The 16,324-nt window shown below is 69.0% G+C and carries 15 protein-coding genes; 14 read left to right on the top strand and 1 reads right to left on the bottom strand.

The genetic code is table 11. From position 1 onward, the window contains the following. Positions 1-76: 76 nt before the first annotated feature. Genes J4H85_RS10900 through J4H85_RS10880 form a run of 5 tightly spaced genes read left to right on the top strand, consistent with a single transcriptional unit; the run spans position 77 to position 6,755 of the window. On the top strand, positions 77-1,534 hold the full coding sequence (locus J4H85_RS10900; protein WP_208239521.1) for a hemolysin family protein: 1,458 nt from the start codon (positions 77-79) through the stop codon (positions 1,532-1,534). Next, positions 1,531-2,553 (top strand): CNNM domain-containing protein, encoded by a 1,023-nt coding sequence (locus J4H85_RS10895; protein WP_208239519.1) that lies wholly within the window; start codon positions 1,531-1,533, stop codon positions 2,551-2,553. The genes J4H85_RS10900 and J4H85_RS10895 overlap by 4 nt, the downstream gene beginning before the upstream one ends. Positions 2,554-2,591: 38 nt before the next feature. Then, on the top strand, positions 2,592-3,077 hold the full coding sequence (locus tag J4H85_RS10890) for a Fur family transcriptional regulator (protein WP_208239517.1): 486 nt from the start codon (positions 2,592-2,594) through the stop codon (positions 3,075-3,077). A gap of 52 nt (positions 3,078-3,129) precedes the next feature. Next, the gene (katG, locus tag J4H85_RS10885; protein ID WP_208239515.1) at positions 3,130-5,355 is read left to right on the top strand and encodes a catalase/peroxidase HPI; all 2,226 of its coding nucleotides are present in this window, start codon (positions 3,130-3,132) and stop codon (positions 5,353-5,355) included. A 50-nt stretch (positions 5,356-5,405) separates the two neighbouring features. Further along, entirely contained in the window at positions 5,406-6,755 is a 1,350-nt protein-coding gene (locus J4H85_RS10880) for a cryptochrome/photolyase family protein (RefSeq protein ID WP_208239513.1), read from the top strand. Positions 6,756-6,776: 21 nt separating this feature from the next. Here the strand turns inward: J4H85_RS10880 and J4H85_RS14280 are convergent, their stop codons facing one another. Further along, entirely contained in the window at positions 6,777-7,229 is a 453-nt protein-coding gene (locus J4H85_RS14280) for an Lrp/AsnC family transcriptional regulator (RefSeq protein WP_307863625.1), read from the bottom strand. A gap of 63 nt (positions 7,230-7,292) precedes the next feature. Here J4H85_RS14280 and J4H85_RS10870 point away from each other — a divergent pair, with 63 nt between their 5' ends. The 9 genes from J4H85_RS10870 to J4H85_RS10830 all read left to right on the top strand — a co-directional run bounded on the left by J4H85_RS10870 (position 7,293) and on the right by J4H85_RS10830 (position 16,161). Then, positions 7,293-8,048: an AzlC family ABC transporter permease gene (locus J4H85_RS10870; RefSeq protein ID WP_208239510.1), complete on the top strand. Its 756-nt coding sequence runs from the start codon at positions 7,293-7,295 to the stop codon at positions 8,046-8,048. Then, entirely contained in the window at positions 8,038-8,379 is a 342-nt protein-coding gene (locus tag J4H85_RS10865) for a branched-chain amino acid transporter permease (protein WP_208239508.1), read from the top strand. Before J4H85_RS10870 ends, J4H85_RS10865 begins: the two co-directional genes overlap by 11 nt. A 9-nt stretch (positions 8,380-8,388) precedes the next feature. Then, positions 8,389-9,216, top strand: coding sequence for a polyphosphate kinase 2 (gene ppk2, locus J4H85_RS10860; RefSeq protein WP_208239506.1), 828 nt, complete (start codon positions 8,389-8,391; stop codon positions 9,214-9,216). Positions 9,217-9,258: 42 nt separating this feature from the next. Then, positions 9,259-9,777, top strand: a complete 519-nt coding sequence (locus J4H85_RS10855; RefSeq protein ID WP_208239505.1) for a hypothetical protein — start codon at positions 9,259-9,261, stop codon at positions 9,775-9,777. After that, complete coding sequence (locus J4H85_RS10850; RefSeq protein WP_208239503.1) at positions 9,777-10,070, top strand: hypothetical protein; 294 nt, start codon at positions 9,777-9,779, stop codon at positions 10,068-10,070. The genes J4H85_RS10855 and J4H85_RS10850 overlap by 1 nt, the downstream gene beginning before the upstream one ends. Positions 10,071-10,153: 83 nt before the next feature. Further along, a complete protein-coding gene (serA, locus tag J4H85_RS10845) occupies positions 10,154-11,746 on the top strand; it encodes a phosphoglycerate dehydrogenase (protein ID WP_208239501.1) in 1,593 nt (530 codons plus the stop codon). Positions 11,747-11,760: 14 nt separating this feature from the next. Beyond that, entirely contained in the window at positions 11,761-12,792 is a 1,032-nt protein-coding gene (locus J4H85_RS10840) for an asparaginase domain-containing protein (RefSeq protein WP_208239499.1), read from the top strand. A gap of 51 nt (positions 12,793-12,843) precedes the next feature. Next, positions 12,844-13,614: a dimethylargininase gene (gene ddaH / locus J4H85_RS10835; protein WP_208239497.1), complete on the top strand. Its 771-nt coding sequence runs from the start codon at positions 12,844-12,846 to the stop codon at positions 13,612-13,614. 237 nt (positions 13,615-13,851) lie between these two features. Next, positions 13,852-16,161: a polyribonucleotide nucleotidyltransferase gene (locus tag J4H85_RS10830; RefSeq protein ID WP_208239495.1), complete on the top strand. Its 2,310-nt coding sequence runs from the start codon at positions 13,852-13,854 to the stop codon at positions 16,159-16,161. Positions 16,162-16,324 lie beyond the last annotated feature (163 nt).

Below are 16,324 nucleotides of genomic sequence, written 5' to 3'. Positions count from 1 at the left end.
CCGAATTCCCTAATCGCTCACCGCAGCGATCCGTGCCCCAGCGGCGCGTCTCCCTCGCCGAGGGGGTGAAACTCGCATGCTGACCGCAGTGCTCACCCTCGTCGTCGGCATCATCGTGGTCCTCGTGATCATCGCACTCAACGGCTACTTCGTCGCTCAAGAGTTCGCGTACATGTCCGTCGACCGCTCCCGTCTCGCCGCAAGCGCACATTCGGGTGACGCCGGCGCGCGTCGCGCCCTCGCCGTGACGAAACGGACCTCGTTCATGCTGTCGGGCGCGCAGCTCGGGATCACGGTGACCGGCCTGCTGGTCGGGTACGTCGCCGAGCCGCTGATCGGTGCATCGCTCGGCGTCCTGCTGGGCGGCGTCGGCATCCCGCTGGCGGTGAGCGTGACCGCCGGTACGGTCTTCACGCTCGTCGCGGCCACCGTGATCCAGATGATCTTCGCCGAGCTCTATCCGAAGAACCTCGCGATCGCCGCGCCGGAACCGCTCGCGCGAGCTCTTGCCCGATCGACGCTCATCTATCTCCTGCTCTTCGGCTGGCTGATCGCGGTCTTCGACCGTGCAGCGAACGGACTGCTGCGGTTGATCCGCGTCGAGCCCGTGCACGATGTGGACGCGAGCGCCTCGCCCGAGGATCTCAAGCGGGCCGTCGCGGACTCGCGTGAGAGCGGAGATCTGCCCGACAACCTGTCGATGCTCATCGACCGGGTGCTCGACTTCCCCGATGAGGACGTGGAGCACGCGATGATCTCGCGTTCGCGCGTCGCCACGGTCGAGGCCGACACGACCCTCGCGAACCTTCGCGCGCTCATGGCGCATGAACACAGCCGGTACCCCGTGGTCGACGGCGGAGACGAGCCGATCGGTGTCGTGCAGCTCGTGGATCTGTTGCGCACCGATCTCGCAGACGATGCACCGGTCACGCAGATCATGCGCGCGCCGCTCTTCGTGCCCGCGTTGATGCCGCTGCCCGACGCGTTGGAGGAGATGAGCGAGGCGCACGCGAAGTTCGCCTGCGTCATCGACGAGTACGGCGGCTTTGCCGGCGTCCTCACCACGGAGGATCTCGCCGAGGAACTCGTCGGTGAGATCACCGACGAGCACGACGACGACGCGGCCGCCGCGATCGTCGCCGAGCCCGGAGGGACGTGGCTCGTCGACGGCGAAGTGCATCTCGACGAGGTGCAGCGCGCGATCGGGCACGACCTCCCTGCGGGCGACTATGAGACGATCGCGGGTCTCGTGATCTCGGTCGATCGCGGGTTTCCCGAGGCCGGCGAAACGGTACGCGTGCCGCTGCCCGACGATCCCGCCGATCTCGTGCTGCCCCGGCCCGTGCGACGCGAACTGCAGGTCGATGTGCTCGGCATCTCCAAGCACGTGCCCGACTCGATGCGCATCGCCGTCGTCGAACTCGAGGACGCCGAGGACGCGGTCGATGGCGCCGCCGCGGAGCAGGCACCGGTCGAAGAGGATCAGGACACCGGCGCCGCGGATGGCGCAGACGAAGCGGAGGCACGCCGATGAATGACCCGATCATCGTCATCAGCGCGACGGTCGCGCTGATCGTTCTCAGCGCCTTCTTCGTCGTGATCGAGTTCGCGCTGCTCGGTGCGCGACAGCATCGACTCGAAGAGGACGCGCGGACGAGTCGCTCGGCTCGCGCCGCACTGCGCGGTGTCAACGAACTCACGCTGATGCTCGCCGTCGCGCAGCTGGGCATCACGGTGTGCACGTTCGCGCTCGGCGCGGTCACGAAGCCGGCCGTCGATGCGGCCCTGGGGCCCGTGTTCGCCTCGTGGGGCCTGCCCGAGCAGGTCGCCGACGTCTCGGCCTTCGTGCTGTCGCTCCTCGTCGTCACGTTCCTCCACCTCGTCATCGGTGAGATGATGCCGAAGTCGTGGGCCATCGCGCACCCGGAACTCGCAGCGAAGATCATCGGCGTGCCGTCCCGCGCGCTCGCCTGGGTCTTCCGGCCCCTCCTGGTCTGGATGAACCGCATCGCGAACCGACTCGTCTCGGCGAGCGGCGTGGAGCCGGCGGAGCGTCATGCGGCTGGCGGGCAGGACGTCGCGACGATCCGGCAGCTCGTTGAGCACTCGGGGCAGGTCGGCACGCTCGATGCATCATTCCGCACCCAGTTGTCGCGGGTGCTCGATATCGAGCGCCTGCGTGTGGCCGATCTCGTCGAGACCGCGTCGGCCGACGCCGCGACGGTGGGCGCCGGGGCGTCGGCGGGAGACGTGCGCCGAGCCGCAGCAGAGACCGGTCATCTCCGGGTACTGCTGCGACGCGAGGGGCGTCTGCCAGGCGTGATCCACGTACGCGATCTGCTGCTGGAGCCCGCGGAGGCCTCCGCCGCCGCCCATGTGCGCGAGCCGTTGATCCTGTCGAGCGAGGCACCGGTCTACGACGCGCTGAGCACGCTGCGCGAGGCGGGGGAGCAGCTCGCCATCGTGGTGCGCGAGGCTCAGGTCGTGGGCGTGCTCACCGTCGCGGACATCCTCCGTCGAATCATGCCGAGAGGATCGAGTCTGCAGCTCTAGGGTTTTGAATGATTCAAAACAACTGTAGTGTAGGGAGCATGCCTCCGACCCAGAACACCGAGACGCGCCGTGCCGGTGCACCGCAGCCCGAGGAGTGGAGCGCCGTGCTCCGCGCCTCGGGTCTGCGGAGCACGGCGGGCCGCGTCGCGGCGCTCGGGTACCTCGCCGACCACCCGCACAGTTCGGCGGGCGAAGTGCACGCCGGCCTCGCCGACGCGTTGCCCTCGCTCACCCTGCAGTCCGTGCACAATATTGCCCACGATCTGACGGAGCACGGGTTGCTGCGACGTGTGAACCTGCCGGACTCCGACAGTTCGCTGTACGAGACCCGCATCGGTGACAATCATCATCACGTGCAGTGCGTCGTCTGCCGCCGCATCGAGGACATCGAATGCGTGGTCGGCGAAGCGCCCTGTCTGTCGCCGGATCATGCGCACGGCATGCGTCTGCTGGAGGCGGCCGTCACATTCCGCGGTGTCTGCGCCGCGTGCGAGGCCGCGGGCGCGACGCCGGCGGCCGGCTGACCGCGGAACCGACTCGACTGACTCACCCCCCCAACGAAGGAAGGAACTGAGAGTGACCGAAGAGAGCAAGTGCCCCGTCAACCACTCGAGCGCACCCGACAACGATGCGCCGGGAGAGGGCCTCGCGCCCGCTGGCGGACGAACCGGCAACGCCACCTGGTGGCCGAACCGCCTCAACCTGAAGGTGCTGGCGAAGAACCCGGATGTCTCGAATCCGCAGGGGAGCGATTTCGATTACGCCGCAGCGTTCGCCGCGCTCGACCTCCCCGAGGTGAAGCGGGATATCGCCGGACTCCTCACCGATTCGCAGCCGTGGTGGCCGGCCGACTTCGGCAATTACGGTCCGCTCATGATCCGCATGGCCTGGCACTCGGCCGGCACCTATCGCGTGTTCGACGGCCGCGGCGGCGGCGGTACGGGGCAGCAGCGCTTCGCACCGCTCAACAGCTGGCCGGACAACGTCATTCTCGACAAGGCACGTCGACTGCTGTGGCCGGTGAAGAAGAAGTACGGCAAGTCTCTCTCGTGGGGCGACCTCATGATCCTCGCGGGCAACGTTGCCCACGAGCAGATGGGAATGCCGGTGTTCGGCTTCGCCGGCGGTCGCCCCGATGTCTGGGAGCCGGACGACGACGTGTACTGGGGTTCCGAGCAGACCTGGCTCGGCGATGACGCGCGCTACGAGGGCGACCGGGAACTGATCCGTCCGCTCGCGGCGACCATGATGGGCCTCATCTACGTCAACCCCGAGGGTCCCGGCGGCGAGCCCGACCCGGTGAAGGCGGCGAAGGACATCCGCGAGACGTTCGGGCGCATGGCGATGAACGACGAGGAGACCGTCGCGCTCATCGCCGGCGGTCACACCTTCGGCAAGACGCACGGCGCTGCGCCCGAGGGTGACCACGTGTCCGAAGACCCCGAGGCCGCTCCGATCGAGCAGATGGGCCTCGGCTGGAAGAGCAGTCACGGCAGCGGCAGCGGAAACGACGCCATCGGATCGGGGCTCGAGGTTACCTGGACCTACCATCCGACCCGGTGGGACAACGAGTTCTTCCACATCTTGTTCGCGTACGAATGGGAGCTCACCAGCGGCGAGGGCGGGCACTACCACTGGCGTCCGACGAACGGTGGCGGCGACGACATGGTGCCGATGGCACAGGGCAGCGGTCGTCGCGAGCCGCGCATGCTCACCACCGACCTGTCGTTGCGCGAGGATCCGGTGTACCGGGAGATCTCGCTCCGGTTCCGCGACGATCAGCAGGCGTTCACCGAGGCCTACCGTCGCGCCTGGTTCAAACTTACCCACCGCGACCTCGGACCGAAGTCTCGGTACCTCGGACCCGAGATCCCCGCTGAGGATCTGCTCTGGCAGGATCCGATCCCCGCGGCCGAGGGCACCCCGATCGATGCGGCGGACATCGCGGCGCTCGAGCAGCGGATCGCCGACGCCGGACTGTCGGTCTCCGAACTTGTCGGCACCGCGTGGGCGGCGACCTCGTCCTTCCGCGGGAGCGACAAGCGCGGCGGAGCGAACGGCGGTCGACTGCGCCTGGAGCCGCAGCGCAGCTGGGAGGTGAACCGGCCGGAGCAGCTCGCGCGCGTCATCGACGTGCTCGAGGGCATCCAGCGCGATTTCGCCGCGTCGTCGGGTGGCAGGCACGTCTCCTTCGCCGACCTCGTGGTGCTCGCCGGCAACGTCGGCGTGGCTCAGGCCGCCAGAGCTGCGGGGCACGAGGTGGAGATTCCCTTCACCCCTGGCCGTACCGATGCGACGCAGGAGCAGACCGATGTGGAGTCGTTCGAGTACCTGAATCCCGCCGCGGACGGGTTCCGCAACTACGAGAGCGACCGAGCACTCGGCCTGCCGGCCGAGCACCTGCTCGTCGATCGGGCCAACCTGCTCACCCTCTCGGCGCCGGAGATGACGGTGCTGCTGGGCGGTCTGCGCGTGCTCGACACGAACTGGGACGGCTCGCAGCACGGCGTGCTTACGAACCGCCCGGGGGTGCTCACGAACGATTTCTTCGTGAACCTGCTCGACCTCAACACGACCTGGCGTCCGCTGGACGAGGAGTCCCGCACCTTCCGGGCGACGGACGAGGCGACGGGGCAGGAGACCTGGACGGGCACGCGCGCCGACCTCGTCTTCGGATCGAACTCCGAACTGCGGGCCGTCGCCGAGGTGTACGCGAGCGATGATGCGGACGAGAAGTTCGTGCGCGACTTCGTGGATGCCTGGGTGAAGGTCGCGAACCTGGACCGCTTCGACATCCGCTAGGTCATCGGTGCGGGATCGCGCTGCCGCGTGAATCTCCCTAGCATGGGGTGATGACGACGGTGGTGTGGTTCCGCGACGACCTGAGGCTCGGGGACCACCCGGCCCTGCATGCCGCGACAGAGGGCGACGATGACATCGTCGCCCTCTTCGTGCTCGATGAGGAATCGGCCGGGGTGCGACCCCTCGGCGGCGCGGCGAAGTGGTGGCTGCACCACTCGCTCGCCGCGCTGGCCGACGCGCTCGCCGCGGTCGGTATTCCGCTGGTGCTGCGCCGCGGTTCCGCGAGCGAGATCGTGCCGGCGGTCGTCACTGAGGTCGGGGCCGTTCGCGCGTCCTGGAACCGCAGGTACGGCGGCGCGGAACGCGCGATCGATGCGGATCTCAAGGAGCGGCTGCGCGACGCGGGGGTCGATGCGCACTCGTTCCCCGGGAACGTGCTGCACGAGCCGTGGACCATCGCAACGCAGCAGGGTTCGCCCTACCGCGTCTTCACGCCGTTCTGGAGGGCGTGTCTCGCGGCTGAGGCGCCCGCTGAGCCATTGCCGGCACCGGACCCCGGGCGGGTGACTCGGCCCGATCCCGCGGAGACTCCGGAGTCCGACGACCTGGCGGAGTGGGGCTTGCTCCCGACGACTCCCGACTGGTCGGCGGGGCTCGCGGCTCGCTGGACGCCGGGTGAAGCGGAGGCGCACGCGGTGCTCGAGGACTTCCTCGAACGATCGCCCGCGGAGTACACGCGTCTCAGGGACACCCCCTCGGTGTCGGCGACGTCGAGCCTGTCACCGTATCTGCGATGGGGGGAGATCAGTCCGCGCGAGGTCTGGCATCGCGCGACCGAGGTGCCGGGCGATCGAAGCGCCTTCCTCTCCGAGGTCGGGTGGCGCGATTTCGCGTGGTACACGCTCTACCACCGGCCCGAGATGCCTACCGAGAACCTCGATCACCGGTTCGACGCGTTCCCCTGGGCCGAGCCCGATGCAGAGACCCTGCACGCGTGGCGCTTCGGCTCGACGGGGATGGGCATCATCGACGCCGGGATGCAGGAGCTCTGGCAGACGGGAACCATGCACAATCGGGTGCGCATGGTCTGCGCGTCCTACCTGACGAAGAACCTCCTGCTCGACTGGCGCATCGGAGAGGCGTGGTTCTGGGACACGCTCGTCGATGCGGATCTCGCGAGCAACACGTTCAACTGGCAGTGGGTGGCCGGCTGCGGTGCGGACGCGGCGCCGTTCTTCCGCATCTTCAACCCCGAGACGCAGCAGAAGAAGTTCGACCCCGAGGGGGCGTACGTCACCCGTTGGGCTCCTGAGAGCGCGATGCTGGCACCGCTCATCGACCTCAAGCTGAGCCGGAAGCGCGCTCTGGCGGCGTTCGGAGAGATCAGCGGCGGATCCTGACGCGTTCGACGCCCGCGCCGATCAGCCTTTGACGAGACGCATCGTCTGGTGCGAGAGCAGACGATGCACGGCGGGAAGTCGGGAAAGCGTGTCGAGCGTGAGGCGCTCGTAGGCCTCGGTATCGGCGACCTGCACCCGAAGATAGTAGTCGGGTTGTCCGAGCATGCGCCGCATCTCGACGACCTCGGGCACTGCCGCGGCCGCGGCTTCGAAATCCTCGATGGTCTTGCGATCGTTCATGGCGATGTCGATCGCCACCATCACCTCGAACCCGCGACCCGCCGCCTTCGGATCGACTTTGGCGTGGTACCCCTCGATCACCCCGTCGCGCTCGAGTCGTTGCACGCGGCGCAGGCACGGAGCCGGCGTGAGCCCGACCCGGCGGGAGAGTTCGGTGTTGCTCAGGCGTGCATCGTGCTGCAACTCGGCAATAATTGCGTGATCAAGGTCGTCGATGCGTGGTTCGTTGCTCACGCCCGTAGAATATCAGGGGCATCTGGCAACCCGAGACACCGCATCTTTTCCTAGCATTGCAGTATGAGCTCTCGTTCTCCCGCGACCGGTCAGCGCGCGGCCGTCGCGCCCCTCGGAGAGCCGGATCATCCGGATCGCCGCACCGAGATCGCCGCAGGCGCCCGGACGGTCCTGCCCGCGGGGCTCGCGGTCATTCCGCTGGGCCTCGCGCTCGGTGTCCTGGTCGTCCAGTCGGGGTTCGAATGGTGGTGGGCCACCCTCCTCGCGGCCATCGTCTTCGCCGGTTCGCTCGAGTTCTTTCTCGTCGGCCTGTTCGCGGCCGCGGCCCCGCTCGCCCAGATCGCGGTGAGCGCGGTGATCGTGAACTTCAGGCACGTCTTCTACGCCCTCTCGTTCCCGCTGCACCGTGTCACCGGCCGCGGATGGAAGGCGTACAGCACGTTCGCGCTGACCGATGAGGCGTACGCGCTCACGGCCACCCCGGCCGCGCACGGATGGACGCGAGCGCGGATCCTGACGATCCAGGCCGGGTTCCACGCGCTCTGGATCCTCTTCGTCACGATCGGCGCCGGCCTCGGCACCCTGATCCCGCCGCAGGTGGTCGGACTCGATTTCGCCCTGACGGCGCTCTTCGTCGTGCTCGGGGTCGAGGCGTACAAGATCCGCCGTTCGCTCCCCGCTCCGGCGCTCGCGCTCGGGTGCGCGATCATCGCGCTGCTCGTCTCGCCGAACCACATGCTGATGATCGCCATGGGTCTGTTCGTGACGGCGCTCGTGTGCGGGTACCTGGTGACGAAGCGGAGGCGTCGTGTCGGCTGAGCACTCCTACCTGCTCGCGGGGATCCTGATCTCCGCAGCCATCACCTGGGCGATGCGCGCCGTGCCGTTCGGCATGCTCGCGCCGCTGCGAGACAGTGAGCTGCTCGCCTACCTCGGTGCCCGCATGCCGGTCGGCATCATGCTGATCCTCGCGCTGTACACCGTGCGCGACGTGAACCCGGTCGAGGTCATGCACCTCGGCCCGACGGTGCTCGGCATCGGGATCACCGTGGCACTGCAGCTCTGGAGAGGGAGCGCCACCCTCAGCATTTTCAGCGGAACGGCGGTGTACGTCGCGCTGTCATCCGCGGTCGCGGCGTGGGGGGCATAGGATCCCGGTATGACTCCGCACGAGGGCCCCGCTCCCCGAAAACTGCAGAAACGCGCGTACGAACGGGAGCTCCGCAGATTGCAGGCGGAGCTCGTCGCGCTGCAGCAGTGGGTGATCGCGACCGGGGAGCGCGTGTGCCTGGTCTTCGAGGGACGCGACGCCGCGGGAAAAGGGTCGGCGATCAAGCGGATCACGGAGTACCTGAACCCGAGGCACGCCCGGATCGTGGCCCTGCCGACGCCGACGGATCGTGAACGGACGCAGTGGTACTTCCAGAGGTATGTCGAGCACCTCCCGGCGGCGGGTGAGATCGTGCTCTTCGACCGGTCCTGGTACAACCGCGCCGGTGTCGAGCGCGTCATGGGGTTCTGCACGGAGCAGGAGTATCACCGGTTCCTCAGGCAGACCCCCGACTTCGAGCGCATGCTCGTCGAAGACGGCATGCATCTCATCAAGTACTGGTTCTCGGTCTCGGACTCCGAGCAGGAGGCGCGTTTCCGTTCGCGCGCGCAGGATCCGATGCGGAGGTGGAAACTCTCTCCGATGGATGTCGAGTCGATCACGAGGTGGGAGGAGTACTCGCGGGCGAAGGACGCGATGTTCGCCGCGACGGATCTGCCCGGCTCGCGCTGGGTGACCGTGGAGAGCGAGGACAAGAAGCGCTCGCGCATCAACGTGTTGCATGACATTCTGGAGCGCATCCCCTGGGAGTACGTCGAGCCGGCCGAGATCGAGATCCCCGAGCGGCCGGCCGAGCGCGACACCGCGTACGTGCGGCCCGACCGTGACGAGATGCTCTTCGCCGCCGACGTCGCAGCGTCGCTCGAGCGGCGGTGACGCGCACCGTGCTCCAAGCCACGGCGGTCTAGGCTGGATCGCATGCGGAACAAGTCTCCACGCGAACCCCGCGAGCCTCGCGACAGTGCGCTCGCGAGCGGGTGGACGGTCGAAGGCGCACCGGAACCGGCGACCACCCCGGCGGAGCCCGTACCCGCGGCGACCGAGCTCGCGACGCGCGTGCCTGGGGGCCCTGGAACGGATGCCGGTGCCGATCCTGCCGATCCCTCGCCCGATTCGCGTCAGCAGTTGAGCAACGGCGCCCTCGTGCTGCTCGGGGTGATCGGCGGCCTCTACCTCATCTACACCTACGTCTGGATGACTTGGGCTCAGTACTACAGCGGCGTCAACACCGCGGTGGCTGCGAACAGCGGTGTCATCGGCGGGGCGCTGCAGCAGATCGTCTTCTGGGCGGCACCCGCCGCCCCCGCGCTGTGGTTCCTGAGCGCCGTCCTCCTGAATCGCGGTCGCTCGACGGGCCGACTCGCCGTGGCGCTCATCGTCGGTGCGATCCTCCTCGTCCCCGTCCCCATGCTGGTCTCGAGCGGGGGAGCCCTCTGATGGCGTCGAGAATCACCGGCTGGGGAGCCGCCGCGATCATCGTGGCGCTCTACATCTACGCCGTCGTCGCCGCGGTCGGCAACCTGCTCGGCATGGTCGGCTTCCTGGGCGACGCCCTGAGCGCCACGGCCTATATCGCCCTCATCGGCGGCATCGCCGCGCCGCCCCTCGGCTTGGCCGCGGCGTTGTGGCTCGGCAGAGGGCGCACCGGAGGCGTCCGGCTGCTTCTGCTCGCCGCAGGTCTCTGCGGTGCGGCTGCACTGCAGCTCGACGTGCTCCACCTCATGGGCTGAGGTTTCCGTGCCCGTCGCGCGCTAGACTCGTCCACTGGGCCGCACGGCCCACATCGCACTCGCTGACCCTGAAGGAACCTGTCGTGTCGAAGCCGATCGTGCTGATCGCCGAAGAACTCTCGCCCGCCACCATCGCCGCGCTCGGCCCCGACTTCGACGTGGTTCACGTCGACGGCACCGACCGCGAAGCCCTTCGCACCGCGCTCGCCACCGCCGACGCGATCCTCATCCGCTCCGCCACGCAGCTCGATGCCGAGGCGATCGCGTGGGGATCGGGACTCAAGGTCATCGCCCGCGCCGGAGTCGGTCTCGACAACGTCGACATCAAGGCGGCGACCCAGGCGGGTGTCATGGTCGTCAACGCGCCGACCTCGAACATCATCAGCGCCGCCGAGCTCACCGTCGCGCACATCCTCGGTCTCGCGCGACACCTGCCGCGCGCGCACGCCTCGCTCTCGTCGGGGGAGTGGAAGCGCTCCTCGTTCACCGGCATCGAGCTCTACGAGAAGACCGTCGGCATCATCGGGCTCGGACGCATCGGCGCGCTGATCGCCGAGCGCCTCCGCGGGTTCGGCGTCGAGCTCATCGCCTACGACCCCTACGTCACCGCCGCTCGGGCGCAGCAGCTCGGGGTACAGCTGGTCAGCCTCGACGAGCTCGTCGAGCGCGTCGACTTCTTGACGATTCACATGCCGCGCACCCCTGAGACGCTCGGCATGATCGGCCGCGCGCAGTTCGCGGCGATGAAGCCGACCGCCTTCGTCGTCAACGTCGCGCGCGGCGGTCTCATCGACGAGGAGGCGCTGGCGGAAGCCCTGGCCGCAGGTGAGATCGCCGGAGCGGCGCTCGACGTCTTCGTGCAGGAGCCGCCCGCGGACACCGCGCTCACGGGTCTCGACCGGGTCAACGTGACCCCGCACCTCGGAGCCTCCACCGCCGAAGCCCAGGAGAAGGCCGGCGTGGCGGTCGCGAAGTCCGTCCGTCTCGCCCTCGCCGGAGACCTGGTGCCCGATGCGGTCAACGTGGCCGGCGGTGCGATCGATTCGTACGTGCGTCCCGGGCTTCCGCTCACGGAGAAGCTCGGACAGGTGTTCGCGGGGCTCGCCGCCGGACCCATCACGTCTCTCGATATCGAGGTGCGCGGCGATCTCACCGAGCACAACATCGAGGCCCTCCGCCTCGCGGCGCTGAAGGGCGTCTTCTCCCAGATGGTGAGCCACCCGGTGTCGTACGTCAACGCGCCGCTCCTCGCCGAGCAGCGCGGTATCGAGGTGAGCTTCACGACGGAGGCCGTCTCCGAGAGCTACCGCAACGTGATCACGCTGCGGGGGGTGCTCGCCGACGGCACGCCGGTCTCGGTCGCCGGAACCCTCACGGGTCCGAAGCAGATCGAGAAGATCGTCGGTCTCAACGGGTACGAGGTGGAGCTGCCGATTCCCGAGCACCTCATCGTGTTCAGCTACGAGGACCGTCCGGGCATCGTCTCGACCTACAGCACGATCCTCGGGGAAGCCGGAGTCAACATCGCCGGGCTGCAGGTATCGCGCGACAGCGAGCACCGAACGGCGCTCTCGGTCCTGTCGATCGACGCTCCCGTTCCCGAGTCGCTCATCGACCAGCTGCGCGTCTCGATCGACGCATCCACGCTCAGGGCGATCACCGTCCCCGAGATCTGACCGGTCGACCCGCCGTGCTCCGAGAGGCCGCCGTCGCCGCGCCGATCCTCGTCGTGTACGCGGGAGGCACCTTCGGCATGCGCGATCGCGGTCGCGGTCTCGAGGCCCCGGTCGATCTCCGGATGGAGATGGACGGGATCCTGAGCGCGGGTCGCGGTTCGACCGATCACGGCCGCGTGCACCCCTGGGTGCACGCGCCGGCCTCCGCGATCGGCGACAGTTCGCAGAGCGGGCACGGGGGCGGGCTCGCGATCGCCGATCTCATCCGGTCGGCGTCGTCCGACGGGCACATCGGGGGCGCCGTCGTCGTGCACGGCACCGACACCCTCGCGCACGTCGCCGCGCAGACCGCGTTCGCGATCGCCGACCTCGAACTGCCCGTCGCTTTCACCGGCGCCCAGAAGCCTCTTGGCACGCCCGGGGGCGACGCCGAGGCGAACCTGCGCGACGCCTTCGCCTGGTGCGCCCGTTCGACGCGCGGCGACGCGGCGACGGTCGTAGCGTTCGGCGGGCGGACGCTGACGGCGGTGCGGGCGACCAAGCGCTCGAGCGAAGAGCCCGACGGATTCCACGCGCCGCTGGCTCGAGCCGAATCCGCGGTCGGGATCGACGAGTCCCTCGGCCGCGCGCTCGCTGCGGCCGCCGGACACCGTGCGCCCAGCGTCGGGCTCCTGACCGCGGTACCGGGAATGCCGGCGTCGCTCGTGGATGCCGCGCTGGCGGCCTTCCCCGACGGCCTCGTGCTCGAGGGGTTCGGCGCGGGGACGTTCCCGCTCGACGATGGCCGTGTTCCCGAGGCGATCCGGCGCGGTGTCGAGCACGGCACGCCCGTGCTGGCGACCACCAGGTGCCCGGCCGGCTCGGTCGGCCTCGATCGGTACGCCGTCGGTGCAGAGCTCGCCGCGGCAGGCGCGGTCGGCGGTGCCGACCTCACCGCGGAGGCCGCCGTGGGCAAGCTCCGCGCGCTGGTTCGCGCCGGGTACGCCGGGCGCGACCTCGCCCGCCGCTGCGCCGCGAACCTCATCGGCGAGCAGCGGTCGCGCTGAGCGATACGCTGGAACCCGTTCCCGTCCAGCCCGTCACTCCTCGGAGGTCCCATGTCCACGCTCGCTCTCGTGCGCCGTCCCGGTTCGCAGCTCGATGACGGCATCGTCGATCACATCGAGAAGGTGCCGGTCGACCTCGACATCGCCCGCGAGCAGTGGCGCGCATATGTCGACGTGCTCGAGCGGCACGGCTGGAGCACCGTCGAGGTGGAGGAGGCGGACCACTGCCCGGACGCGGTCTTCGTCGAGGACACCGTGGTGATGTTCCGCAACGTCGCCGTCATCACCCGACCGGGAGACGACCGCCGCAAGCCCGAAACGGCTGGCACCCGTCGCGTGGTGGAGCAGCTGGGCTGCCCGGTCGCCGAGATCCGGGAGCCCGGAACGCTCGACGGCGGCGACGTGCTGAAGATCGGCGACACCGTGTACGTCGGACGCGGTGGCCGCACGAACGCCGAGGGCATCGCGCAGCTGCGCCGGATCCTCGGTCCGCTCGGTGCGCGCGTCGTCGCCGTGCCGGTCACGAAGGTCCTGCACCTGAAGACCGCCGTCACCGCGCTGCCCGACGGCACGGTCATCGGCTACCCCGACTACGTGGACGAGCCCGGCCTCTTCGAGCGCTTCCTGCCCGTGCCCGAGCCGCACGGCACCGCAGTGGTCTGCCTCAGCGCCCACGAGCTCGTCATCTCGGCCTCGGCGCCGCGGACGGCGGAGCTGCTGCGCGACCTCGGCTACACCGTGACGGAGACGCCGCTGAGCGAGTTCGAGAAGCTGGAGGGGTGCCCCACGTGCCTCTCCGTGCGCGTGCGCAATCTGGACTGAACCCGCGACTCGTCTCGTGCCCGGTGCGTTCTCGCGTGCGGGTGGTAGTGTGAGGGAGTGGGCTGATGCCCACCGTCAACGATGTACCGAGCACGAGGCGGCTGGTCTTCGGTGGAGGATTCCTCTCGCGGCGCGGGAGTGATCGTGCACTGTTGATCAGCACTGCAGATCAGTGACGCCGCCGCGCAGACGGCGCGGTGGTCCGCCGCGTGCTCACCTGAATGCAAAGGAGAGCCCGTGGAGGGTCCTGAAATCAAGTTCGCCGAGACCGTTCTCGACAACGGCCGCTTCGGCAAGCGCACCATCCGCTTCGAGGCAGGCCGCCTCGCGCAGCAGGCGCAGGGCGCGGTCGCCGCGTACCTCGACGAGGAGACGATGCTTCTCTCGGCGACCAGTGCCTCGAAGAACCCGAAGGATCATTTCGACTTCTTCCCCCTGACCGTCGATGTCGAGGAGCGCTCGTACGCCGCGGGCAAGATCCCCGGCTCGTTCTTCCGCCGTGAGGGTCGCCCCTCGACGGAGGCGATCCTCGTCTGCCGTCTCATCGACCGCCCGCTGCGCCCGTCGTTCGTCGACGGTCTGCGCAACGAGGTGCAGATCGTGGTGACCGTGATGTCGATCGCCCCGGGCGAGTTCTACGACGCGCTCGCGATCAACGCCGCTTCGGCGTCCACGCAGATCTCGGGTCTGCCCTTCTCGGGTCCCATCGCCGGTGTGCGCCTCGCGCTCATCCCCGGTGCCGCTGGCCAGGAGGATCAGTGGGTCGCGTTCCCGAACGTGGCGCAGCTGCAGGAAGCCGTCTTCGACCTCACCGTCGCCGGCCGCGTCGTGACGAAGGCCGATGGCAGCGAAGACGTCGCGATCATGATGGTCGAAGCTGAAGCCACCGAGGGCAGCTGGGAGCTCATCCGCGGCGGCGCCGTGAAGCCGAACGAGGCGATCGTGGCGCAGGGCCTCGAGGCGGCGAAGCCGTTCCTCGCCCAGCTCGTGCAGGCGCAGTCGCAGCTCGCGGAGCAGTCGGCGAAGGAGGTGCAGGAATACCCCGTGTTCCCGCCCTACGCCGACGAGACCTACGCAGCGGTCGCGGAGCTCGCGGAGGGCGAGCTCGCCGGCATCTACCAGATCGCCGACAAGCAGGAGCGTCAAGACGCCGATGACGCGCTCAAGTCGCGCGTCAAGGAGGCCGTCGCCGCGAAGGTCGCAGCCGGCGAGCTGTCGGCCGACGCCGAGGGACAGGTCTCGGGTGCGTACAAGGCCGTGACGAAGAAGATCGTCCGCAGCCGGATCCTCACCGACGGTGCACGCATCGACGGTCGTGGTCTGCGCGACATCCGTGCGCTCGACGCCGAGGTGCAGGTCATCCCGCGCGTGCACGGTTCCGCGATCTTCCAGCGCGGCGAGACCCAGATCATGGGCGTCACCACGCTGAACATGCTCAAGATGGAGCAGCAGATCGACTCGCTGTCGCCGGTCACGAGCAAGCGCTACCTGCACCACTACAACTTCCCGCCCTACTCGACCGGTGAGACCGGCCGTGTCGGCAGCCCGAAGCGTCGCGAGATCGGGCACGGCTTCCTGGCCGAGCGCGCACTCGTGCCGGTGCTGCCGTCCCGCGAGGAGTTCCCCTACGCCATCCGTCAGGTCTCCGAGGCGCTGAGCTCGAACGGCTCGACGTCGATGGGGTCGGTCTGCGCGTCGACGCTGTCGATGCTGAACGCGGGTGTGCCGCTGCGCGCTCCGGTCGCCGGCATCGCCATGGGTCTGGTCTCCGACGAGGTCGAGGGCGAGACGCGCTACGCGACGCTCACCGACATCCTCGGTGCGGAGGACGCGCTCGGCGACATGGACTTCAAGGTCGCCGGTACCAGCGAGTTCGTCACCGCGCTGCAGCTCGACACGAAGCTCGACGGCATCCCGTCCGATGTGCTCGCAGGCGCGCTGTCGCAGGCGAAGGAGGCCCGCACGACGATCCTCGACGTGCTCGGCCAGGCCATCGACGCCCCCGACGAGATGGCGCCGACGGCGCCGCGCGTGATCTCGGTGCAGATCCCGGTCGACAAGATCGGCGAGCTCATCGGCCCGAAGGGCAAGACGATCAACGGCATCCAGGACGAGACCGGCGCCGAGATCTCGATCGACGACGACGGCACCGTCTACATCGGCGCGACCGACGGCCCGACCGCCGAGGCCGCGCGCGCCCAGGTGAACGCGATCGCGAACCCGACCAACCCGGAGGTCGGCGAGCAGTACCTCGGCACGGTCGTGAAGAACGCCGCGTTCGGTGCGTTCGTCTCGCTGCTGCCCGGTAAGGACGGTCTGCTGCACATCTCCGAGGTGCGCAAGCTCGCCGGTGGCAAGCGCATCGACTCCGTCGACGACGTGCTGTCGATCGGCCAGAAGGTGCTCGTGAAGATCACCAAGGTCGACGATCGCGGCAAGCTGTCACTCGAGCCCGTCATCGAGGAGGCCGCTTCGGCTGCAGCGGCAGCAGTGGCTGCCGAGCCGACCGAGCTCCCCGACGAGCCCACCACGGTGAACCCCGCGTAAGCGGCTCATCCGCCCGCCCGGTGCGGGATCCGAAGCGCCCGTCCCGCTCACGCGGGGCGGGCGCTTCGTCGTGCGAGGCCCGGTGGTGCGCGGCCGTCGGGCTGGGATCCCGAGCGCCTGGGCCCTGGCGCGTTGGTTTCGCAGGGCGAGGCCGTAGTCTGGA

Origin of the sequence: Leucobacter tardus (assembly GCF_017583045.1) — a bacterium.
Taxonomy (GTDB): Bacteria; Actinomycetota; Actinomycetes; order Actinomycetales; family Microbacteriaceae; genus Leucobacter; species Leucobacter tardus.
The sequence above is the reverse complement of the archived record's forward strand: the minus strand, read 5'-3'. Positions and strand labels throughout refer to the sequence as shown.